Source organism: Actinacidiphila yeochonensis CN732 (assembly GCF_000745345.1).
Classification (GTDB): Bacteria; Actinomycetota; Actinomycetes; order Streptomycetales; family Streptomycetaceae; genus Actinacidiphila; species Actinacidiphila yeochonensis.
The window spans coordinates 3,527,470-3,550,540 of record NZ_JQNR01000005.1 but is presented as its reverse complement, the minus strand read 5'-3'; the positions used below and the strand labels follow the sequence as shown (position 1 = coordinate 3,550,540).

Here is a 23,071-nt window from a genome sequence, read left to right as displayed (position 1 = left end):
CACCGCTTCACCGGGTACCCGTGCGCATATGGGTTACCCGCGAGTAGCATGGCGGGCAACACGCCGGCCGCAGGCTCCGGGTACCGGGAAGCCCGTGGTGAACCCCTGGTTAGCGCCCTGGGGGGAGCCCGGAGGCGAGCGGACTCAATCGAAGGGGAGTGAAGGTGCCTCGTACCGCGAGGGACGTCGTTTTCGTCGACGGCGTCCGGACACCGTTCGGCAAGGCGGGCCCCAAGGGCATCTACCACGAGACCCGCGCCGACGACCTGGTGATCAAGTGCGTCCGGGAGCTGCTGCGGCGCAACCCGGGCCTGGAGCCGGGCCGGATCGACGAGGTGGCCGTGGCCGCCACCACGCAGATCGGCGACCAGGGCCTGACGCTGGGCCGCACGGCCGCCATCCTGGCCGGGCTGCCGACGACCGTGCCGGGCTTCTCCATCGACCGGATGTGCGCCGGCGCCATGACCGCGGTGACCACCACCGCGGGCGGCATCGCGCTGGGCGCCTACGACGTGGTCGTGGCCGGCGGGGTGGAGCACATGGGCCGCCACCCGATGGGCGAGGGCGTGGACCCCAACCCGCGGTTCGTCTCGGAGAAGCTGGTCGACGAGTCCGCGCTGTTCATGGGCATGACCGCGGAGAACCTGCACGACCGCTTCCCGCGGCTGACCAGGGAGCGGGCCGACGCGTACGCGGCGCGCAGCCAGGAGAAGGCCGCCAAGGCCTACGCCGACAACCGGGTCCAGCCGGACCTGGTGCCGATCGCGGTGCGCCGCACCTCCCCCGAGGGCGGGGAGACCGGCTGGGGCCTGGCCACCGCGGACGAGCCGATGCGGCCCGGCACCACGGTCGAGCAGCTGGCCGGCCTGAAGACCCCCTTCCGCCCGCACGGCCGGGTCACCGCGGGCAACTCCGCCGGCCTCAACGACGGCGCCACCGCCTCGCTGCTGGCCGCCGAGGACGTGGCCGAGGAGCTGGGCCTGCCGGTGAAGATGCGCCTGGTGGGGTACGCGTTCGCCGGCGTCGAGCCGGAGGTGATGGGCATCGGCCCGATCCCGGCCACCGAGAAGGCGCTCGCCCGGGCCGGCCTGACGATGGACGACATCGGCCTGATCGAGGTGAACGAGGCGTTCGCCGTGCAGGTGCTGTCGCTGCTGGACCACTACGGCATCGCGGACGACGACCCGCGGGTCAACCAGTACGGCGGCGCCATCGCGTTCGGGCACCCGCTGGCCTCCTCCGGGGTGCGGCTGATGACGCAGCTGGCCCGGCAGTTCGAGGACCAGCCGCAGGTGCGCTACGGCATCACCACGATGTGCGTCGGCTTCGGCATGGGCGGCACCGTCATCTGGGAGAACCCGCACTTCGAGGGGGACAAGTGAGCGAGCCCACCACCAAGGACCTGCTGGCCCAGGCGGCCGAGCGCTTCCCCGACGAGGTCGTCACCCAGGCCCACGTACGCCACCTGGAGCTGCCGGGGGCCGGCCGGTTCGCCCTCGTCACGCTGGACAACGGCTTCGACCACACCAAGCCCTCCACCTTCGGCCCGCGGTCGCTGGGCCACCTGGACGCGGCGCTGGACCAGGTCGAGAAGGAGGCCGCGGACGGGGAGATCATCGGCGTCGGGATCACCGGCAAGCCGTTCATCTTCGCCGTCGGCGCCGACCTCAAGGGCGTGGAGCTGCTGGCCCGCCGCGAGGAGGCGCTGGCGATCGGCCGCGGCGGCCACGAGGTCTTCTCCCGGTTGCGGTCGCTGGCGGTGCCGACCTTCGCGTACTACAACGGCGCGGCCATGGGCGGCGGCGTCGAGATCGGCCTGTACTGCACCTACCGGACCGTCTCCGCGTCGGTCCCGGCGTTCGCGCTGCCCGAGGTCTTCCTCGGCCTGGTGCCGGGCTGGGGCGGCTGCACGCTGCTGCCCGACCTGATCGGCGCCGACCGGGCGGTCACCGTCATCATCGAGAACGCGCTCAACCAGAACCGCCAGCTCAAGGGCGCCCAGGTCTTCGAACTCGGCATCGCCGACGCCCTGTTCGAGGCCGCCGACTTCCTGGAGCAGTCGCTCGCCTGGACCGCCGCCGTGCTGCGCGGCCAGCTGGAGGTGGCCCGCCCGCAGGTGGACCGCGGCGAGGCGTGGGACCTGGCGGTGGCGCGCGGCCGGGAGATCGCCGACAGCAAGGTGCACGGCGCGGCCCCGGCCGCCTACCGGGCGCTGGAGCTCATCTCGGCGGCCCGCGGCGGCGACCTGCGGCAGGGGTTCGCCGCCGAGGACGAGGCGCTGGCCGACCTGATCATGGGAGGCGAGCTGCGGGCCGGGGTCTACGCCTTCAACCTGGTGCAGAAGCGCGGCAAGCGGCCCGTGGGCGCGCCGGACCGGTCGCTGGCCCGTCCGGTGTCCAAGGTCGGCGTGGTGGGCGCGGGCCTGATGGCCTCCCAGCTGGCGCTGCTGTTCGCCCGCCGCCTTGAGGTGCCGGTGGTGCTCACCGACGTCGACCAGGAGCGGATCGACAAGGGCGTCGCCTCCGTGCACGGCGAGATCGACCGGCTGCTGACCCGCGGCCGGGTCCGCCCCGACCAGGCCAACCGGCTCAAGGGCCTGGTCACCGGCCACCTGGACAAGGCGGCGGCGTTCGGCGACGCGGACTTCGTGATCGAGGCCGTCTTCGAGGAGATGGGCGTCAAGCAGCAGGTCTTCGCCGAACTGGAGGCGGTGGTACGGCCGGACGCGGTACTGGCCACCAACACCTCCTCGCTGTCGGTGTCGGAGATGGCCGCGAAGCTCGCGCACCCCGAACGGGTGGTCGGCTTCCACTTCTTCAACCCGGTCGCGGTGCTGCCGCTGCTGGAGGTGGTGCGGGCCGAGGCGACCGACGACGCCTCGCTGGCCACCGCGTTCGCCGTGGCGAAGAAGCTGAAGAAGACCGCGGTACTGGTCAAGGACGCCCCGGCGTTCGTGGTCAACCGCATCCTGACCCGCTTCATGGGCGAGATCCAGAACGCCATCGACGAGGGCACCCCGTGGGACGTCGCCGAGCGGGCGGTGGAGCCGCTGGGCCTGCCGATGTCGCCGCTGGTGCTGCTGGAGCTGGTCGGCCCGGCCATCGGCCTGCACGTGTCGCAGACGCTGCACGACGCCTTCCCCGAGCGGTTCACCGTCTCGCGGAACCTGGCGGCCATGGTCAGGGCCGGCAAGCGCGGATTCTACGTCCACGACTCGGGCAGGCCGGAGCTGGACCCCGAGGTGCTGGCGCTGGTCGAGCAGGGCGACACGGTACTCACCGGGGAGCAGGTGCGCGCGCGGGTGCTGGACGCGGTGGCCCAGGAGATCGGGCTGATGCTGGACGAGGGCGTGGTGGCCGAGGCGCAGGACATCGACCTGTGCCTGATCACCGGCGCGGGCTGGCCGTTCCACCTGGGCGGCGTCACGCCGTACCTGGACCGGGAGGGCGTGTCCCAGCGGGTGAACGGCAAGCCGTTCCTGGAACCGGGCGTGGCGAGCGTCCCGGCGGTCTGACGGCCCCACCCGGCCGCCCGGTGCCCGGCCTCCCCCGCGAGGGGGCGCCGGGCACCGCCGCGTCGCGGGCCGTACGGGCGCCCCGCCGGCGGTGTCCGGGCCGGATGCCAGGGCTCCTGGGAGCTGGTGCCGCGGCCGTGTCATGCCGCGGGGCCCCGGGGAGCTCGGGGCCCGCGGCTCGCGACACGGGAACGGCGGGCCGCGGTACGCACCCGTGAGGGTGGTCCGCGGCCCGCCGTTCAGTGCGCCTGGGCGCCGGCGCCCGCTCCTGTCAGTGCAGGGTGGGCGAGGCCGTCGGGGTGGCCTGGAGCGCGACCACGCGCTTGACCTCCTTCTCGACCGCGGAGCGCAGCTCGGCCGGGGTGAGCGAGGTGCGCACGTCCTTCACCGGCTTGTTGTCGATCTCCACGGCCGGCACCGAGCCCAGCTTCGAGGCGGCGAAGTCGGCCTGCGAGCTGCGCACCCACCCGATGTGGTCGCCCTGCTCGATGCAGGGCTCGAAGGTGGCCATCTTGATCCCGCCGGCCTTCCTCGCGAGACTCTTTATCTGGTTCTCGTCGGCCAGGGTGTCGGAGTGCGGGTCGGGCTGGTGCTGCCAGACCTGCAGGACGAACTGCGTGAAGCGGCTCTGGTCCTGCGCGCACGCCGCGGCGTTGGCCACGTACTCCGAACCCGTGCCGCCGTAGGTCCTGTCGGTGGCGGTGACCAGCTGGTAGTGGAGTTCGACCTGACCGGTCGTCAGCAGCTGGCGGAAGGTGTCCTGGTACTCGTCCGCGAACGCCTTGGAGTCGGGGCTGCGCAGGTCCTCGTAGATGGTGACGGTCACCGGCGCCGACGGGTGGATGGCGATCTGGAGCTTCGACCCGGAGGCCGCGGTGGGGCTCGGCGAGGCACTGTCGGCCGGGCCGGTGGGCACCGGGGCGGGCGCGGCGGCGCCGGTGGGGTTGCGGACCTTGTCGTCCTTGTTGTCCCGCACGTGCTTGCCGATGACCGCGGAGCCGCCGAAGACCACGACCATCGCCATGACACCCACGGCGTAAGGGCGCAGCCGGGCCACTATGCCCTTGCGCTTCTTGGAGCCCGGCAGCGTCGTGCCACCGGTGCTGTCGGGTCCCGTCGATTCCTTGGACCCCTTGGATTCGGCCATGCCTTACGCCACCTCGATCGTCCCGCGCGAGCTCTCGCGCATTTCTACCACCGCGCGGCCCCGGCCCGGAAACGGGCCGGGGCGGGTGGCCGCCCGGGGCCGGTGAACCCGCCGGGCCGCGGGACGGGGGCGGGCTCAGCGGCCGCGTGCCAGCCGGCTGTGACCGCGGCCGTAGCCGAAGTAGACGGCCAGGCCGACGACCATCCAGCCGGCGAACCGCAGCCATGTCTCGACGCTGAGGTTGATCATGAGCCACAGCGAGGCGCACACCGACAGCGCCGGCAGGAACGGCACCCACGGCGCACGGAACGCCCGGTGCAGGTCGGGGCGGGTGTGGCGGAGCACCACCACGCCCACGGCGACCACGATGAACGCGAAGAGCGTGCCGATGTTCACCATCTCCTCCAGCTGCCCGACGCTGAAGAAGCCGGCGATCGCCGCGACGGCCGTGCCCAGCAGCAGCGTGGTGCGGTAGGGGGTGCCGAAGCGCGGGTGGACCCGGGAGAAGGCCCGGGGCAGCAGCCCGTCCCGGCTCATCGCGAAGAACACCCGGGTCTGGCCCAGCAGCAGGATCAGCACCACCGAGGTGAGGCCGACGGCGGCGCCGAAGCTGATCACGTCGGCCCAGAAGTGCGCCCCGACCGAGGTGAACGCGTTGGCCAGCGGGGCGCTGGTGTCCAGCTTCGAGTACTTCTCCATCCCGGTGACGACCAGCGACACCGCCACGTACAGCACGGTGCAGACCACCAGGGAGCCGAAGATCCCGCGCGGCAGGTCCCGCTGCGGGTGGCGGGTCTCCTCGGCGGCGGTGGCGACGATGTCGAAGCCGATGAAGGCGAAGAAGACCACGGCGGCGGCGGAGAAGATGCCCATCACGCCGAACGAGGACGGGGTGAACCCGAACATCACCTGGACCAGCGGGGCGTGCAGCTGGGAGCCGCCGCCGGTGTTGGACCGCGAGGGCGGCAGGAACGGGTGGTAGTTGCCGCCGGTGACGTAGAAGAGGCCGGCGAAGATCACCAGGAGCACCACGGTGACCTTCACCGCCACCACCACGCCCGTGACCCGGGCCGACAGCTTCATGCCGACCATCACGATGCCGGTGAGCACCAGGACCAGCGCGGCGGCCAGGATGTCGAAGCCGAAGCCGCCGCCCTGGTGGCTGAGCGAGGCGGGCACGTCCGCCCCGGCGTCGGAGAGCAGGCTGGCGATGTAGCCGGACCAGCCGCCGGCCACCACCGCCGCGCCCAGCGCCAGCTCCAGCACCAGGTCCCAGCCGATGATCCAGGCGGGCAGCTCCCCGATGGAGGCGTAGCCGAAGGTGTACGCGGAGCCGGCCACCGGCACGGTGGAGGCGAACTCCGCGTAGCAGAGCGCGGCCAGCGCGCACACGACGCCGGCGGCGATGAACGCCAGCGCGACCGCGGGGCCGGCGTACTGCTTGGCGACCGAGCCGGTCACCACGAAGATGCCGGTGCCGATGATCACACCGACGCCGTAGGCCACCAGGTCCAGCGTGGACAGCTCCTTGCGCAGCCCGCGCTCGGGGTCCTCGGTGTCCGCGATGGACTCCTCGACGGTCTTCGCCCGGAAGAGCCCGCGGCGCGGCGGGGTCGAGCTGTCCTGGAATCCGGTGTCCACGAAGGCGCACCTCCTGGGGTCGCGAGCGGCGAGGTGCCGCCCTCCCGATTCCAGGCGACGTCGTTACTCCACTGCGGTGGGTCGTCTCACCCGGAAAGGCGCGCTCACGCGTACGCCAGCGGAAGAGGGGGTTCACCCGTGCGGGTGCCCCCCTCTTCCCTGGGCGCGGGCCGGACCCGGCAGGCCCCGGCCTGGCTCAGTCGCGGGCGGCGCGACCGGTGTCGGCGGGGTCGCCCTCGGCCCCGGCCGGGTCGGCGGCCTCGTCGGCGAACCGGCCGCCGAGGGTGGCGACGACGCCGGTGACCTGCCGGGCGATGGCGGGCGCGGTCAGCCCCACGGCGGCCATGACGTCCTTGCGGGAGCCGTGCGGCAGGAACTCCTGGGGGATGCCGAAGTCGCGCAGCGGGACGTCGACCTCCGCGTCCCGCAGGGCCTGCGCGATGGAGGAGCCGACGCCGCCGGCCCGTCCGTTGTCCTCGACGGTGACCACGACCCGGTGGCGGGCGGCCAGCGCGGGCAGCTCGGGGTCGACGGGCTTGACCCAGCGCGGGTCGACCACGGTGGAGGTGATGCCCTGGGCGTCGAGCAGTGCGGCGATCTCCAGGCACATGGGGGCCAGCGCTCCCACGGAGATCAGCAGCACGTCGGGCTGCTCGGTGCCCTCGGCCGGCGGGCGCAGCAGGTCCATGCCGCCGATCCGTCCGACCGCGGCGACGGCGGGGCCGACGGCGCCCTTGGAGTAGCGCACCACCGTGGGCGCGTCCTCCACGGCGACGGCCTCGCGCAGCTGGGCGCGGACCTGGTCGGCGTCGCGCGGCGCGGCGATCCGCAGGCCCGGCACCACCTGGAGGATCGACATGTCCCACATGCCGTTGTGGGACGGACCGTCGCTGCCGGTCACACCGGCCCGGTCCAGCACGAAGGTGACCCCGCAGCGGTGCAGGGCGACGTCCATCAGCACCTGGTCGAAGGCGCGGTTCAGGAAGGTCGCGTAGACCGCGACCACCGGGTGCAGCCCGCCCGTGGCCAGGCCCGCGGCGGAGACCGCGGCGTGCTGCTCGGCGATGCCGACGTCGTAGACGCGGTCGGGGAACTCCTTGGCGAACTTCGTCAGGCCCACCGGGTGCAGCATCGCGGCGGTGATGGCGACGATGTCCTCGCGCTCCCGGCCCAGCTCCAGCATCTCGTCGCCGAAGACGGAGGTCCAGTCGGCCCCGCCGGCGGCGATGGGCAGGCCGGTGTCGGGGTGGATCGGGCCGATGCCGTGGAAGCGGTCGGTCTCGTCCCGCTCGGCGGGGGTGTAGCCGCGGCCCTTCTCGGTGATGCAGTGCACCAGCACGGGACCGCGGAAGCGCTTGGCGCGCTGGAGCGCGGACTCCACGGCCTCGATGTCGTGGCCGTCGATCGGGCCGAGGTACTTCAGGCCCAGGTCCTCGAACATCCCCTGCGGGGTGATGAAGTCCTTCAGGCCCTTCTTGGCGCCGTGCAGCGTCTCGTACAGCGGCCGGCCGATGAGCGGCGTGCGCTCCAGCACCTCGCGGGTACGGGCGAGGAACTGCTCGTAGCCGTCGGTGGTGCGCAGGGTCGCCAGGTGGTTGGCCAGGCCGCCGATGGTGGGCGAGTACGACCACTCGTTGTCGTTGACGACGACGACCAGCGGGCGGTCCTTGGCGGCGGCGATGTTGTTCAGCGCCTCCCAGGCCATACCGCCGGTGAGCGCGCCGTCACCGATCACGGCGACGACGTGGTCGCCGCGGCCGCGCAGCTGGTTGGCCTTGGCCAGGCCGTCGGCCCAGCCGAGCACCGTGGAGGCGTGGCTGTTCTCGATCACGTCGTGCTCGGACTCGGCACGCGAGGGGTAGCCGGACAGGCCGCCGGTGGACTTGAGCCGGCTGAAGTCCTGCCGCCCCGTCAGCAGCTTGTGGACGTAAGCCTGGTGCCCGGTGTCCCACAGGACGCGGTCGACCGGCGAGTCGAAGACGCGGTGCAGCGCGATGGTCAGCTCCACCACGCCCAGGTTGGGGCCCAGGTGGCCGCCCGTCTTGGAGACGGCTTCGACGAGGAAGGCGCGGATCTCCCCGGCGAGCTGCTCCAGCTGCTGCGGGCCGAGCCGGTCCAGGTCGCGGGGACCGTTGATACGGGTCAGCAGTGCCACCCCGTGCCTCCTCTTCCTGTCGTCTGCCTGTCACGCTCGGCGTGGGCCGCCTTTGGCCTGGAGCGAGTCTAGTGTTCCGGTTATCGGCGCGGCGGCCGACCCATGCGAGACGGGTCACCCGGGCGGACGCCACCTCGTGGGACGAGTGGCGGGGCCCGCCTTCAGCCAGGTGTCCGGCAGGCAATTCGAGCACATGTCCGGTATGGCGGCCGGGCGGCCCCGCCGTCCACCCGCCCGACCGGGCGGGGAGCGGCCTCCGCGCGGCCCCGCCCTGCCCGGGGAGCCGGGAGAGCACCGGAGAGCGCTGGAAAGCCCGGGAGGGCGCTGCGGAGCCCGGCCCGCCGGCGGCCCCGGAACGCGGCACGCCCGCCGGGCGCCCCGGGTGACGGGGCCGCCCGGCGGGCGTCAGGGGCTGCGGCGCGGAGTGCGGCCGGCCCCGGGGGCCGGCCGCGCCGCGCCGGGGTCAGGCCCGGCCGGAGGACCGCTGGGTGCGGCGGGAGACCGAGTCGATGATCACCGCGGCCAGCAGCACCGCGCCGGTGATCATGTACTGGATCGACTGGTCCATGTTGAGCAGGTCGAGACCGGTCTGGATGGACGTGATCACCAGGCCGCCGATGAGCGCCGACCAGATGCTGCCGCGGCCACCGAAGAGGCTGGTGCCGCCGATGACCACTGCCGCGATGGCGAGCATCAGGTCGTTGCCGCTGCCGGCCTGGGTGTTGGCGGTCTGGATCTGCCCCGCGAGGAACAGGCCGCCCAGGGCCGCGAAGCCGCCGGCGAGGGAGAACACCGCGATCCGCACGGCCGGCACGCTGATACCGGCTCGGCGGGACGCCTCAAGGCTGCCGCCCAGGGCGAAGACCTTGCGGCCGAAGGTGGTGCGGCGCACCACGAAGTCGCAGATCACCAGGACGACCAGGAAGATCACCAGGGAGTTCGGCACACCGTTGTAGTTGTTCAGCACGATCGCGACGCCGTAGGAGACGATCGCCACCAGCGCCGTGCGCAGGATGATCTCGCTGGTGGCCCGGAAGGGCACACCGGCCTTGCGGCGGCGGGCCTGGTCGAACAGCGAGGTGCCGAGCATCAGCGCGACTCCGACGGTCGCCAGGATGTAGGCGCCGGCGACGTCGGAGTTCATGAAGTAGGAGTTCTGGTCCATGATCTTGATCGGGCCCTTGTCCGCGATCGAGATGCTGCCGGTCTTGCGGAGCAGCCACAGCATGTAGCCGTTCCAGCCGAGGAAGCCGGCGAGGGTGACCACGAACGCGGGAACGCCGACCTTGGCCAGGAAGAAGCCGTGGAAGGCTCCGATGAGCGCACCGATGACGAGGGTCAGCAGGGCCGCCAGCCACAGGTTCATCCCGTGGCTGGTGGTGAACACCGCGAAGATCGCGGCGGCCAGACCGCTGACCGAGGCGACCGACAGGTCGATCTCGCCGAGCAGCAGCACGAACACCAGGCCGATGGACAGCATGCCGGTGCCGGCCAGGTAGTAGCCGATGTTGCTGATGTTGTTGGCGCTCAGGAAGCGGTCGTTGGCCAGCTGGAAGACGATGACGATGATGATCAGGGCCGCGATGACGGGCATCGAGCCGAGTTCACCGCCCTTGATCCGGCGCCTGAACTCCGTCCAGTAGCCGGCGAGGCCCTGCTCGCGGACCAGCAGTCGGGGGTCGATCGCCGGCACGGCCGGCGGAGGGACCTCCTCCGTGGTGGAGGTGCCCGCGGTGGTCTTGTCGCTGCTCACTTGGCCGCCTCCGTGTTGCGCGCGCGCCGACGGGTCACCGCGTTGTCCGTGGCACCGGTGATAGCGGCGATGATCTCTTCGTTGGTGGTCGTCTTCACGTCGAAGGAACCGTTGTTGCGGCCCAGCCGCAGCACGCTCACGGTGTCCGCGACCGCCATCACGTCGGCCATGTTGTGGCTGATGAGGATGACGCCGAGGCCGCGCTCGCGCAGCCGCTCGACCAGGTCGAGGACCTGAGCGGTCTGCTCGACGCCGAGGGCGGCGGTGGGCTCGTCGAGGATGACGATCTTGGGCTCGCCGATGAGCGCGCGGGCGATCGCCACCACCTGGCGCTGACCGCCGGAGAGGCTGGCGATCGGGATGCGGACGCTGGGGATGCGGATGGAGAGGGTGTCGAGCAGCTCGCGGCTGCGCTTCTCCATCGTGACCTCGTCCAGGGCGCCCGCGCGGAGCAGCTCCCGGCCGAGGAAGAGGTTGCCGACTACATCGAGGTTGTCGCAGAGCGCGAGGTCCTGGTAGACGGTGGCGACACCGAGGTGCTGGGCGTCCTGCGGCCGGTTGATGTCGACCGGCTTGCCCTCCCACTCGATCTGGCCTTCGTCGATCGGGTGGACACCCGCGATCGTCTTGACAAGGGTGGACTTGCCGGCACCGTTGTCACCCACCAGGGCGACAACCTCTCCGGCATGGACCTCCAGTTCGACGTCGGTGAGGGCCTGGACCGCACCGAATCGCTTGGAGACTCCGCGCAACGCCAGCACGGGCGTAGCGGACACGTGAACCATCTCCTTCGCCGCCTGACCGGCGGGGATGCCGCGGCGTTCGTGAACAGCCGCGGAGGGGGCGCTGCTTGGGCAGCACACATGACAGAACTGTACGGGGAGGGGGCACGACGCCCCCGTTCCCCGGTGACCCGCCGGCCGGCTCCGACCAGCCGCCCTCGCAGCCGCCTTCCGTCCGGCGCCCCGCCCCGGCAGCGGGGTGGTGGTGGGGCGGGAGCGCCGGACAGGCTCTGCGGGAGGCGGCGGCCCTCACTCGGACCGCGGGTGACGCTTCATCAGCTGACGCTGATACCGGCCGCCTTGCACGCCGCGACGAACTCGGCGGAGCACAGGTCCGAGACCTTGTACAGGCCGTCCTTGATGACGGTGCTGTTGATGTTGGCCTTGGTCACCGAGGTGGCGCCGATCAGGTGGGCCGGCACGGACTGGCCCGAGCCGCTGGTGGCGGTGGTGTCCGTGATCGACTTGAAGTCCTTGCCCTCGATGAGGTCGACCGCGATCTCGGCGGTGGCGTTGGCCTCCGGCGCGTACGGCTTGTAGATGGTGGAGGTCTGCGTGCCCGTCAGAATCCGCTGGAGGCCGGTGAGTTCGGCGTCCTGACCGGTCAGCGGCGGGTTGATGCCGGCGCCCTTGAGCGCGGTGGCGATACCGCCGGCCATCGTGTCGTTGGCGGAGTACACGCCCGCGATGCTCTTCGCGCCCAGGGAGGTGATGGCCGCGGACATCTTCTTGTTGGCCTCGGTGTCCTTCCACAGGCCGGTCTGCTCGTAGGCGATGTTGACCTTGCCGTCCAGGGCCTTGTGCGCGCCGGCCTTGAACTGGGCGGCGTTCGGGTCGGACGGGTCGCCGTCGATCATGACGATCTTGCTCGACGGGGTGGCGGCGGGACCCATGGCGTCCAGCAGCGCCTGGCCCTGGAGTTCACCGATCTTCTCGTTGTCGTACGAGACGTAGGCCGAGACCGGGCCCTCGGCGAAGCGGTCGTAGGCGACGACCTTGACGCCCTTCTTCACCGCGTTCTCGACCGAGGACTTGATCGCCACGTAGTCCTGCGGGTCGAGGATCAGCACCTTGACACCCTTGGTGACCATGGTGTTGACCTGCTGCGCCTGCTTGTTGGGGTCACCGCCGGCGTCGTCGTAGGAGATGCTGCAGTCCGAGCAGAGCTCCTTGATCTTCTTCTCCATCAAGGGCTTGTCGAACTGGTTGTAACGGTTCGTCACGTTGTCCGGCAGGAGGATGCCGATGGACTTGTTATCCTTGCCGGAGCTGCTGCCACCCGCCTTGCCACACGCGGCCATGGTGAGCGCCATCGACACCGCTGCCGTGCCGATGACAATCCGACGCGTCATTGCGTTCATTGAGGTTGCCTCCCTGACAGGGCCGCAACACCGCGGCCGAGGTGCGAGTGAGTCAACTCCGGTTGACGGGTGTCGTCAAGAAGTAAACACTTAACGAGATGGCAACGGCACGTCTCGTTAGCTGCGTGAACGCTCGGTTACGCGGAGAATGCCGGAGTATCGACCGAGGTGTTCCCGTCGAGCAGGGTGGAGTCCCCCAACTCGCTGAGGACCAGGGCCAGTGCGCCCAGTACCTCGGCCCGCGCCCCGAGCGCCCCCGGCATCACCGACAGCCGCTGTGCGGCGCTGGGGATGGCGTAGCGCGACACCGACTCCCTGATCGGCCCCAGCACCAGCTCCCCCGCCTCCGCGAGGTCTCCGCCGAGCACCACCCGGCTCGGGTTGAGCAGGTTGCACATGCTGGCCACGCCCATTCCGATGTGCCGCCCGACGTCGCCGATCACCCGGCGGCATCCCGGGTCCCCCTCCCGTCCCAGCTGCACCATCTTGGGGATGGTGAGCTGGTCGCCGTGGCTGCCGCGGAGCAGTTCCAGCACGTAGCGGGCCGCGGTGAAGGTCTCCAGGCAGCCGCGGTTGCCGCAGCGGCAGACCGGCCCGGCCTCGTCCAGGGTGATGTGGCCGATCTCCCCGGCGGTGCCGCCGGGGCCGCGGTAGATCCGCCCGTCGACCACCAGGCCGGCGCCGACACCGCTGGCCACCTTGATGTACGCGAGGTCGCGCACCCCCCTCCCGGCGCCCCACACCAGCTCGCCGAGGGCGCCGAGGTTGGCGTCGTTGTCCACCTGGACGGGCACGCCGAGCCGGCCGGAGAGCTCCTGGCGCGGGTTGAGGCCGCTCCAGCCCGGCAGGATCGCCGTGGAGCCCAGGGTGCCGGACTCGACGTCGATCGGGCCGGGCACGCCCAGGCCCACGCCGAGCACCTTGTCCCGGCTGACCCCGGTGGACCGCACGAGCCGGTCCACCAGCTGCTCGGCCCGGTCGAAGCCCTCCGCCGCCGAGGCGTCCACGTCGATCGGCTCGGACTGCTCGGCCAGCACCTGGTGGGCGAGGTTGCCGACGGCCACCCGCAGGTGGGAGTGGCCGAAGTCGACGCCGACCACGATCCCGGCGTCCCCCGACAGCGCCACGCTGCGGGCCCGCCGACCACCCGAGGAGGTCGGCGTGACCTGCACCGTGCCGTTGTCCCGGAGCTCGCGGACGATGTTCGACACCGTCGCGGCCGACAGGCCGGTGGTACGCGCGATCTCCGCCTGGGTGAGCGATCCGGCCAGCCGGACGGCCCGCACCACCCGCTCCAGGTTGGCCCGGTGCAGCGACGACTGCGATCCCGGAGTCTCCACGTCATCCACTCCTGCCCGGCGGCCGGACCGAGGCCCGGCGGCCCGCACGGGACGAGGCCGGAAGGCCGATGCGGCTCTGCTCACACCGGCGAGACCCCGTCGTCTACAACATGTGAACTCTAAGTTGAGTGTTTCCGATGATGTCCCGTCAAGGGGCAGAGCCGCCCCATTACGGCCCGACACCCCGAACGCGGACCAGCGGCCCCGCGTGTGCGGGGCCGCTGGACGCGGGCGTACGGGCGGTGGGGGCCGCCCCTTCGTCACCTTCCCCCCGGGGCATTCCCCTCAAGGGTCGTTCCCATGCTCGCGCCGGTCACTTCATGGTGCCCGCGGTCAGGCCGGCCTGCACCTGCCGCTGGAACGAGAGGTAGACCACGAGGACCGGGATCATGGCGATGGTCATACCGGCGAAGAGGGCCGGCATGTCGCCGGCGTAGCCCTGCTGCAGCGCGAGGTTCATCAGGCCCTCGGTCAGCACCGACCGGTCGTGGTCGCTACCGGTCTGCTTCTGCATGAGGGTCAGCGGAAGGATGTACTGGTTCCACTGGCCGAGTACGTTGAAGATGCCGACGCTGATCAGGCCGGGCTTGGCCATGGGGAGCATGACCTGGAAGAACGCCCGGGAGTGCGAGCAGCCGTCGATCATGGCCGCCTCGTGAATCGCCGTCGGCAGCGTCCGGAAGAACGAGTGCAGGAAGAAGACGGTGAACGGCAGCGAGTAGGCGATGTAGACGAGGATCAGACCCTGGTAGGTGTTGAGCATGCCGAGGTTCTTCACCATGAAGAACAGCGGCACCAGGGCCAGGTACACCGGGAACATCGCGCCGGCGACGAACAGGTAGTAGAGGAAGCGGTTGCCCGGGAACTCGTAGCGCGAAAGGACGTAGGCGGCCATCGCGCCGAAGAGCATGGTGAGGGTCACCGAGAAGACCATCACGACCACGGTGTGCAGCAGGAATCCGCCGATTCCCTTGTTCCAGGCCCGCTGGAAGACGTCGAACGACCAGTGGTGCGGCCAGGTCCAGGCGCTGCCGCCGATCTGACCGTCGGTCTTGAAGGAGCTGATCACGATCCACGCCAGCGGCAGCACGATCATGATCGCCCACAGGATCAGAAAGCCGTGGGAGAAGACGTTGAGGACCCTGCCGCTGTCGGCGAACCGAGCCTGCTTGGCCGCTGTCCGCTGCTGCGGCGCGACCGGCTCCTCGGGCAGTCCGGGTGCGGGGGACTCCATGGTGGGTGTGCTCATCTCGCGCCCCCGGTTCAGAACTCGATGCGCTCGCGCCGGGTGACCCGGAGCGTGACGATGGACAGGATCAGGGTGAGCAGGAGGATGATGACGCCCATGGCGCAGGCGTAACCGCTCTTCCCCGCGTAGAGGAAGTTGCGCATCAGGACGGTGGAGAGCACCTCGCTGTGGTGGTCCGGGCCGCCGCCGTAGGAGACGCCCGGGGTCAGCGCGGACACCAGCGCGAAGGCGTCCATGGCCGCGATGGCCAGATAGACCCAGGCCGTCTGGATGCTGTCCCACAGCAGGGGCATCGTGACCCTGAAGAAGGTCTGCCCGCGACCGGAGCCGTCCAGCAGCGCGGCTTCGTAGATCTCCTTCGGGATCGACTGCATCGCCGCCGAGAACAGCACCAGGTAGAACCCGACGCCGGACCAGACCAGGATGGCGAGAATGCACCAGAGCACCAGGCTCGGGTCGCTCAGCCACTCGATCGGTTTGTCGGCGTTCTCCAGGTGGAGTTTGATCAGGATGCCGTTGAGCAGTCCGCCGCTGTCGCTTCGGTAGACGGCCTCGAAGAGCACCACCAGGATGGCCACCGACAGCACCTGGGGGAAGAAGAAGACCACTTTGTAGAACGCGGAGCCGCGCACGCCGTGGATTCCGGCGGTGCCGCCACGCCCTCCGACGTTGAGCAGGAAGGCGAAGAACAGCGCCAGCAGGATCGTGATCACCGGCAGGAAGATCAGCAGCAGGATGTTGTGCCACAGCGCCTGCCGGAAGACGGTGTCGGAGAACAGCGTCGTGTAGTTCTTGAAACCGACGAAGTTCATCTTCTGCGACTCGCCCGACCAGTCGGTGAACGAGTAGCCGATCGTCTGGATGTACGGCCACAGCACGAGCGCTGCGTACAAGGCGACGGGGACGATGAGGAATCCCACGATAAAGGGGTACTTACTGTTTCTTCTCATTGCTGCCCCTGGTCTGCTCCGCTGCGAATCCGGGGTGGGCGGCGGCGCGGCCGGACGTGTGCTCCGGCCGCGCCGCCGCCCGACGATGTCAGGAACCCTTCTTGGCCTTCACGGTGGCCGCCTTGACCCGCTTCAGCCACTCGTCGGGCTTGATGCGGTTGGCCATCAGCTCCGAGCTGGCATTGCCCATGTCGACGTCCAGCGAGCTGGCGGTCTGCAGGTAGGTCGGGTTGAAGACGTTGGCGCCGGCCGCCTTCAGCGCGGTCACGGTGGACTTGGTGCCCGGCCGGAGCTGGACGTCGTCGCCGATGCCGTCCTTCACCACGGTCAGGGAGTTGGCGCTCTGCGCGAAGGAGGTGGCACCCGCCTTGCTGAGCATGACGCGCATGAACTCCATGCCGCCGGCCGCGTTCTTGGCCTTCTTCGGGACGATGAACGGCTCGTTGGCACCGCCGCGCAGGGCGTCGAAGGGCAGCTTGTCACCGGGGAGCGAGGGCATCGGCATGAAGGTCATCTCGAAGTCCGAGGGTGTGGCCTTCAGTTGCTCGTTCTCCAGCCAGGCGCCGCAGGGGATGAAGGCGGCCTTGTACTGGTTCCAGGCGGTCTGCGACTCGATGTGCGTCATACCGTTGGTGCCCGGCAGCAGGTAGTTCTTCTGCACGATCTCGTAGACCGCGTTGATGGCGGCCTTCGCCGCGGCGTCGTCCCAGACGGTCTCGTCGAGGTTGTCCAGGCGCGTCAGCCAGTCCATGCCACCGTTCTTGACGGCCAGGTCCACGATGGCGACGTTGATGTAGTACGGGTACTTGCCCTGGTGGGCGAAGGGGGAGATGCCGGCCTTCTTGATCTCCGCGCCCATCGAGATGAAGTCCGCCCAGGTCTTGGGGGCGGTCCAGCCGTGCTGCTTGAACAGCTTGCCCGAGTACCACAGGCCGAAGACGGTGTAGACGTACTGCAGGGTGACGAACTTGCCCCCGATGGTGCCCAGTTCGATGGTGCCCGGCATGAGGGTGTCGCGCACCTTCACGCTCGGGTCGTCGACCGAGGGCGCGTCCAGCAACGGCGTGAGGTCGGTGAGCTGGTCGGCCTTCTGCAGGACGTCCAGCTTGATCTGCGCGTTGCCGGAGTCGTCGACGACGTCCGGCGGAGTGCCGCCGTTCAGACGAGGCTGGAGCAACCCGGTGATGTTCTGGGTGGCGTTGTGCGAGATCTTCGCCTTCGGGTACTCCTTGCCGTACAGCTTCTCGAACTGCTTGGCGTAGTCGTCGCCGAAGCCGCCCTTGAAGATCAGCACGTCCAGCTCGGTGTTCGCCTCGACGCCGAACGGATTGCCCTTGCTGACGGCCGCCTTGGACGGGGTAGAGCTGCTGTCTCCGCCGCCGCTCGACGCGCACGCGCTCAGCAGCGACGCGCTCGGAATGGCCACAACGCCGATGGCAAGCGCCCGCTTGACTGCGTCACGCCGGTTGAACTCGGTTCCCATGCTCAAGTCCTCGCCCTCTCCAGGACTCATGCGGTGCAGCGGAACCCGCCGACGCCCGCGAACAGTTGAAGCGTGAGTGATGCTCTGCATCCAGTGAGGCGAGGAACGATAGCCGACGCCGTCTCAGGCAGCCGGTCCGAGTCCTCCGCCCGCTCCCGCGCTCCGCGGGCCCCTGGACGCGACAGGTATAGTCCACTTCGCTCGAACAGGGCAAGATCGAATGTAAGTTTGGACGGCAAGTTTTCCCGAGTTGAGACCTGCCCGAAACGTGGGGTCGGCGAACGTCCGGAACTTTGGCCGAAAGCTGTTTCCGCGGCCCAACACCTCCTCCCACCAGGCGTGTTCAAGTAGTGAACCAGCCGAGAGCGGCGGGGAACAGGCAAAACACCGGCAAAAGCGTACGGGCCGCACCTCCGGGTGACGGAGGTGCGGCCCGTACGGGGGACGCGGCGGCCGGGGTGCGGCCGCGGTGCGGTTACTTGCGCAGCAGCGAGCGGAGCACGTACTGCATGATGCCGCCGTTGCGGTAGTAGTCGGCCTCACCAGGGGTGTCGATGCGGACCACGGCGTCGAACTCGACGCCGGTGTCGGTCGTGACCTTGACCGTGCGCGGGGTGGTGCCCTCGTTGAGCGCGGTCACGCCGGTGAAGGTGAAGGTCTCCTCACCGGTCAGACCCAGGCTCTGCGCGGAGGCGCCCTCGGGGTACTGCAGCGGCAGCACGCCCATGCCGATCAGGTTCGAGCGGTGGATGCGCTCGTAGGACTCGGCGATGACGGCCTTCACGCCCAGCAGCGCGGTGCCCTTGGCCGCCCAGTCGCGCGACGAGCCGGAGCCGTACTCCTTGCCGGCCAGCACGACCAGCGGGATGCCCTGCTCGATGTAGTTGCGCGAGGCGTCGTAGATGAAGCCGACCGGTCCGCCGTCCTGGGTGAAGTCGCGGGTGAACCCGCCTTCGGTGCCCGGGGCGATCTGGTTGCGCAGCCGGATGTTGGCGAAGGTGCCGCGGATCATCACCTCGTGGTTGCCGCGCCGCGAGCCGTAGCTGTTGAAGTCGCGCCGCTCCACACCGTGCTCGGTGAGGTACGTGCCGGCCGGGGTGTCGGCCTTGATCGCGCCGGCCGGCGAGATGTGGTCGGTGGTGACCGAGTCGCCGAGCTTGGCCAGCACGCGGGCACCGGCGATGTCGGTGACCGGCGCCGGCTCCTGCGCCATGCCCTCGAAGTACGGGGGCTTGCGGACGTAGGTGGACTCGGTGTCCCACTCGAAGGTGTTGCCGGTGGGGATCGGCAGCGCCTGCCACTGGGCGTCGCCCGCGAAGACGTCCTTGTAGGACTGGCTGAACATGTCCTGGCCGATGGCGCCGGCGACCACGTCGTTGACCTCGGCCTCGGTCGGCCAGATGTCGGCGAGGTAGACGGGCTTGCCGTCGGTGTCGGTGCCCAGCGCGTCCTTGGTGACGTCCACCTTCATCGAGCCGGCGATGGCGTACGCGACGACCAGCGGCGGCGAGGCGAGGTAGTTCATCTTGACGTCCGGGTTGATCCGGCCCTCGAAGTTGCGGTTGCCGGAGAGCACCGAGGTGACGGCGAGGTCGGCCTCGTTGACCGCCTGGGAGACCTCCTCCGGCAGCGGGCCGGAGTTGCCGATGCAGGTGGTGCAGCCGTAGCCCACCAGGTTGAAGCCCAGCTTGTCCAGGTACGGGGTCAGGCCGGACTTGTCGAAGTAGTCGGTGACGACCTTCGAGCCCGGGGCCAGGGTGGTCTTGACCCACGGCTTGCGGGTCAGGCCGCGCTCGACGGCCTTCTTCGCCACCAGCGCGGCGGCCACCATCACGTACGGGTTCGAGGTGTTGGTGCACGAGGTGATCGCGGCGACGGTGACGGCGCCGTGGTCGATCTCGTACGTGTCGCCCTCGGGGGTGGTGACCGTGGTCGGCTTGGTCGGCACGCCGTTGTGGGTGGCCGGGACGTCGGAGGCCGGGAAGGACTCCTTGCCCGCCTCCTCGTCGTCCGTCACGTAGTTGCGCACGTCCACGGCGAACTGCTCGGCGGCGTTGGCCAGCACGATGCGGTCCTGCGGGCGCTTGGGGCCGGCGATGGAGGGGACGACCGTGGCCAGGTCGAGCTCCAGCTTCTCCGAGTAGTCCGGCTCGGCGGCCGGGTCCAGCCACAGGCCCTGGGCCTTGGCGTACGCCTCGACCAGCGCGACCTGCTGCTCGGAGCGGCCGGTCAGCTTGAGGTAGTTGATCGTCTCGTCGTCGATCGGGAAGATCGCGGCGGTGGAGCCGAACTCCGGCGACATGTTGCCGATGGTGGCGCGGTTGGCCAGGGAGGTGGCGGCCACGCCCTCGCCGTAGAACTCGACGAACTTGCCGACCACGCCGTGCTTGCGGAGCATCTCGGTGATGGTCAGCACCAGGTCGGTGGCGGTGGTGCCGGTGGGCAGCTGGCCGGTGAGCTTGAAGCCGACGACCCGCGGGATCAGCATCGACACCGGCTGGCCGAGCATGGCCGCCTCGGCCTCGATGCCGCCGACGCCCCAGCCGAGCACGCCCAGGCCGTTGACCATGGTGGTGTGGGAGTCGGTGCCGACCAGGGTGTCGGGGTACGCCTTGCCGTCGCGGACCATGACGACGCGGGCCAGGTGCTCGATGTTGACCTGGTGCACGATGCCGGTGCCGGGCGGGACGACCTTGAACTCGTCGAACGCGGTCTGGCCCCAGCGCAGGAACTGGTAGCGCTCCTTGTTGCGGCCGTACTCCAGCTCCACGTTGCGCCGGAAGGCGTCCGGGGCGCCGAAGACGTCGGCGATGACCGAGTGGTCGATGACCAGCTCGGCGGGGGCCAGCGGGTTGATCTTGGCCGGGTCGCCGCCCAGCTCCTTGACCGCCTCGCGCATGGTGGCCAGGTCCACCACGCAGGGCACGCCGGTGAAGTCCTGCATGATCACGCGGGCCGGCGTGAACTGGATCTCCTGGCTCGGCTGGGCCTGGGAGTCCCACCCGCCGACCGCGCGGATGTGGTCGGCCGTGATGTTGGCGCCGTCCTCGGTCCGCAGCAGGTTCTCCAGCAGCACCTTCAGGCTGTAGGGCAGGCGGGCGGAGCCCTCCACCTTGTCCAGCCGGAAGATCTCATACGATTCGCCGCCCACCTGCAGGGCGCTGCGGGCGTCGAAGCTGTTCGCCGACACGACAGTCTCCTTCATGGATGTTCTCGCGCGTACCACCGCGTGCTGCCGGTCTCAGGTACGCCTCGGCAGATATCTCGATGTCGAGATAACTCTAGTACACGGCGGCGCCCCGGACACCCCCGGCCCGCCCCGAACGCCCCCGGGCGTTCCCGCCGCGCCCGGCACCCGCCCGCGGCACCCCTCGACTACCCTCCCACCGCCCGCCCAGACAGGGCCGCGCACAGGATCGGCGCGGCCGGACGCGGGACCGCGGCGGCCGGTCGGGGCGGGAACCGCCGCGGCCGGTCGGGGCGGGAACCGCCGGGGCGCCGGCCGCGTCCGTCACCCATGGGGCCGCGGCCGTCCGGGTACCTCCGTTGCGCGTCCCGGGTGGCGCCCCGGACCCTCGGCAGTACGGTGAGGTCGGCGCGGCGGACCCCCGTCGACGGGCGGGTCACGGCTCGCCCACGAACGGACCAGCCCCTGTAGCCGTATCTCATATATGAGATAGCCTTCTTGGCATGACCGACGACTACCTCGTACGTATCGGCAGGCTCATCCGCGACGCTCGCCAGCATCGAGGCTGGACACAGGCGCAGTTGGCGGAGGCTCTGGGGACCAGCCAGAGCGCCGTGAACCGCATCGAGCGCGGTAATCAGAACATCAGTCTTGAGATGATCGCCCGGATCGGCGAGGCCCTGGACAGCGAGATCGTCGCGCTCGGCTACGCCGGTCCGATGCATCTGCGGGTCGTCGGCGGCCGCCGGCTGTCCGGCGCCATAGACGTCAAGACGAGCAAGAACGCGTGTGTCGCGCTGCTGTGCGCCTCGCTGCTCAACGCCGGCCGCACGACCCTGCGCCGGGTGGCGCGGATCGAGGAGGTCTACCGCATCCTGGAGGTGCTCGGCAGCATCGGGGTGCGCACCCGCTGGATCAACGACGGCAACGACCTGGAGATCGTGCCGCCGGCCGAACTGGACCTGGCCGCGATGGACACCGACGCCGCCCGCCGCACCCGCAGCGTGATCATGTTCCTCGGCCCGCTGCTGCACCGCGCCGACCGCTTCCGCATCCCCTACGCCGGCGGTTGCGACCTCGGCACCCGCACGGTGCAGCCGCACATGAACGCGCTGCGCCACTTCGGCCTGGACATCACGGCCACCGACGGCTCCTACCACGCCGAGGTGGACCGCGCCATCACGCCGAAGCGGGCCATCGTGCTGACCGAGCGCGGCGACACGGTCACCGAGAACGCACTGCTGGCCGCCGCCCGGTACGAGGGCGCCACCGTCATCCGCAACGCCAGCTCCAACTACATGGTCCAGGACCTCTGCTTCTTCCTTGAGGAGCTGGGGGTGCGGGTCGAGGGCATCGGCACCACCACCCTCACCGTGCACGGCGTCGCGACCATCGACCGGGACGTGGACTACGCGCCCTCCGAGGACCCGGTCGAGGCGATGAGCCTGCTGGCCGCGGCCGTGGTCACCGAGTCGGAGCTCACCATCCGCCGGGTGCCGATCGAGTTCATGGAGATCGAGCTCGCGGTGCTGGAGGAGATGGGCCTGGACCACGAGCTGACCCCGGAGTACCGGGCCGACAACGGCCGCACCCGCCTCGTCGACCTCACCGTGCGCCCGTCGAAGCTGACCTCGCCCATCGACAAGATCCACCCGATGCCGTTCCCCGGGCTCAACATCGACAACGTGCCGTTCTTCGCGGCCATCGCCGCCACCGCCATGGGGTCCACCCTCATCCACGACTGGGTCTACGACAACCGCGCGATCTACCTGACCGAGCTGACCCGGCTCGGCGCCCAGATCAAGCTGCTCGACCCGCACCGCGTCCTGGTCGAGGGCCCGACCCGCTGGCGCGCCGCCGAGATGATGTGCCCGCCCGCGCTGCGCCCGGCGGTGGTCGTCCTGCTGGCGATGATGGCGGCCGAGGGCACGTCGGTGCTGCGCAACGTCTACGTCATCAACCGGGGGTACGAGGACCTGGCGGAGCGGCTGAACACGATCGGCGCGCAGATCGAGATCTTCCGCGACATCTGACCGGCCGGCGCCGCCGCACCCCCTTCCACCGCTGCCCACAAGGGCCGCCAAAGGGTGCGGCGGCGCCGCTGCTCCGCCGGACCAACATGCTCCGGCAGGGCTTCTTCGGGCTCGCGTCCCGGTCATCCGCTATGCAAAGCGCACCGCGAACCTTTCGTCCAGTCCGAAGGACTCGTCCTGATCCATGACCCGGGTCAGCACCGACGAGATCCGTTCAAACGCTTCAATGCCCAGGAGAGCCCTGCTCAGCTCGGAGCGTTCCGTCATCATGAGGTTGATACCCAGGTCCGCCTCTCGCCAGGTGCGACCCGGCGCCCCAGGAACGAGACCATTCGCATTTTCGAAGACATCGCCACCTATCTGCCCACCAGGAATGCCGTTGCCTAGCACCTTTCCTGGTTTCCAGCCAGCCGCCTGCGCCTGTTCCTTGGTCATATAGTTTGACGGAAGCTCACCGGTTTACTGGAGGCTCTCAA

The 23,071-nt window shown here is 70.1% G+C and carries 15 protein-coding genes; 3 read left to right on the top strand and 12 right to left on the bottom strand.

The window, feature by feature from the left end:
- The first annotated feature begins 164 nt into the window (after nt 1-164).
- Both BS72_RS26445 and BS72_RS26440 read left to right on the top strand, forming a co-directional pair.
- Complete coding sequence (locus tag BS72_RS26445; protein ID WP_037917764.1) at nt 165-1,382, top strand: thiolase family protein; 1,218 nt, start codon at nt 165-167, stop codon at nt 1,380-1,382.
- Nucleotides 1,379-3,514, top strand: coding sequence for a 3-hydroxyacyl-CoA dehydrogenase NAD-binding domain-containing protein (locus tag BS72_RS26440; RefSeq protein WP_037914185.1), 2,136 nt, complete (start codon nt 1,379-1,381; stop codon nt 3,512-3,514). Before BS72_RS26445 ends, BS72_RS26440 begins: the two co-directional genes overlap by 4 nt.
- Before the next feature lie 271 nt (nt 3,515-3,785).
- On the opposite strand, the gene BS72_RS26435 is transcribed toward BS72_RS26440, so the two are convergent.
- The 11 genes from BS72_RS26435 to acnA form a co-directional block, all read right to left on the bottom strand.
- Nucleotides 3,786-4,661 carry a DsbA family protein gene (locus BS72_RS26435; RefSeq protein ID WP_051951732.1) on the bottom strand — a complete coding sequence of 292 codons (876 nt, stop codon included), beginning with the start codon at nt 4,659-4,661 and terminating at the stop codon, nt 3,786-3,788.
- 135 nt (nt 4,662-4,796) lie between these two features.
- Nucleotides 4,797-6,302: an amino acid permease gene (locus BS72_RS26430; protein WP_051951731.1), complete on the bottom strand. Its 1,506-nt coding sequence runs from the start codon at nt 6,300-6,302 to the stop codon at nt 4,797-4,799.
- Nucleotides 6,303-6,498: 196 nt separating this feature from the next.
- The gene (gene dxs / locus BS72_RS26425; RefSeq protein WP_037914182.1) at nt 6,499-8,457 is read right to left on the bottom strand and encodes a 1-deoxy-D-xylulose-5-phosphate synthase; all 1,959 of its coding nucleotides are present in this window, start codon (nt 8,455-8,457) and stop codon (nt 6,499-6,501) included.
- 463 nt (nt 8,458-8,920) lie between these two features.
- On the bottom strand, nt 8,921-10,210 hold the full coding sequence (locus tag BS72_RS26420; RefSeq protein ID WP_051951729.1) for a sugar ABC transporter permease: 1,290 nt from the start codon (nt 10,208-10,210) through the stop codon (nt 8,921-8,923).
- A complete protein-coding gene (locus BS72_RS26415; RefSeq protein ID WP_078901652.1) occupies nt 10,207-10,995 on the bottom strand; it encodes an ATP-binding cassette domain-containing protein in 789 nt (262 codons plus the stop codon). Before BS72_RS26415 ends, BS72_RS26420 begins: the two co-directional genes overlap by 4 nt.
- Before the next feature lie 272 nt (nt 10,996-11,267).
- Nucleotides 11,268-12,353 (bottom strand): sugar ABC transporter substrate-binding protein, encoded by a 1,086-nt coding sequence (locus BS72_RS26410; RefSeq protein ID WP_037914176.1) that lies wholly within the window; start codon nt 12,351-12,353, stop codon nt 11,268-11,270.
- Nucleotides 12,354-12,490: 137 nt separating this feature from the next.
- Nucleotides 12,491-13,693 (bottom strand): ROK family transcriptional regulator, encoded by a 1,203-nt coding sequence (locus BS72_RS26405; protein WP_037914173.1) that lies wholly within the window; start codon nt 13,691-13,693, stop codon nt 12,491-12,493.
- Between the two features lie 313 nt (nt 13,694-14,006).
- The gene (locus tag BS72_RS26400) at nt 14,007-14,942 is read right to left on the bottom strand and encodes a carbohydrate ABC transporter permease (RefSeq protein WP_037914170.1); all 936 of its coding nucleotides are present in this window, start codon (nt 14,940-14,942) and stop codon (nt 14,007-14,009) included.
- Between the two features lie 14 nt (nt 14,943-14,956).
- The gene (locus tag BS72_RS26395; RefSeq protein WP_037914167.1) at nt 14,957-15,892 is read right to left on the bottom strand and encodes a carbohydrate ABC transporter permease; all 936 of its coding nucleotides are present in this window, start codon (nt 15,890-15,892) and stop codon (nt 14,957-14,959) included.
- Nucleotides 15,893-15,980: 88 nt separating this feature from the next.
- Entirely contained in the window at nt 15,981-17,375 is a 1,395-nt protein-coding gene (gene ngcE, locus BS72_RS26390; protein ID WP_037914164.1) for an N-acetylglucosamine/diacetylchitobiose ABC transporter substrate-binding protein, read from the bottom strand.
- Between the two features lie 475 nt (nt 17,376-17,850).
- Nucleotides 17,851-20,565 carry an aconitate hydratase AcnA gene (acnA, locus tag BS72_RS26385; protein WP_037914162.1) on the bottom strand — a complete coding sequence of 905 codons (2,715 nt, stop codon included), beginning with the start codon at nt 20,563-20,565 and terminating at the stop codon, nt 17,851-17,853.
- 500 nt (nt 20,566-21,065) lie between these two features.
- On the opposite strand from acnA, the gene BS72_RS26380 reads away from it, so the two are divergent.
- Nucleotides 21,066-22,595, top strand: a complete 1,530-nt coding sequence (locus BS72_RS26380) for a helix-turn-helix domain-containing protein (RefSeq protein ID WP_037914159.1) — start codon at nt 21,066-21,068, stop codon at nt 22,593-22,595.
- A gap of 129 nt (nt 22,596-22,724) precedes the next feature.
- On the opposite strand, the gene BS72_RS34760 is transcribed toward BS72_RS26380, so the two are convergent.
- The gene (locus tag BS72_RS34760; RefSeq protein WP_078901651.1) at nt 22,725-23,030 is read right to left on the bottom strand and encodes a ribonuclease domain-containing protein; all 306 of its coding nucleotides are present in this window, start codon (nt 23,028-23,030) and stop codon (nt 22,725-22,727) included.
- Nucleotides 23,031-23,071: the final 41 nt, after the last annotated feature.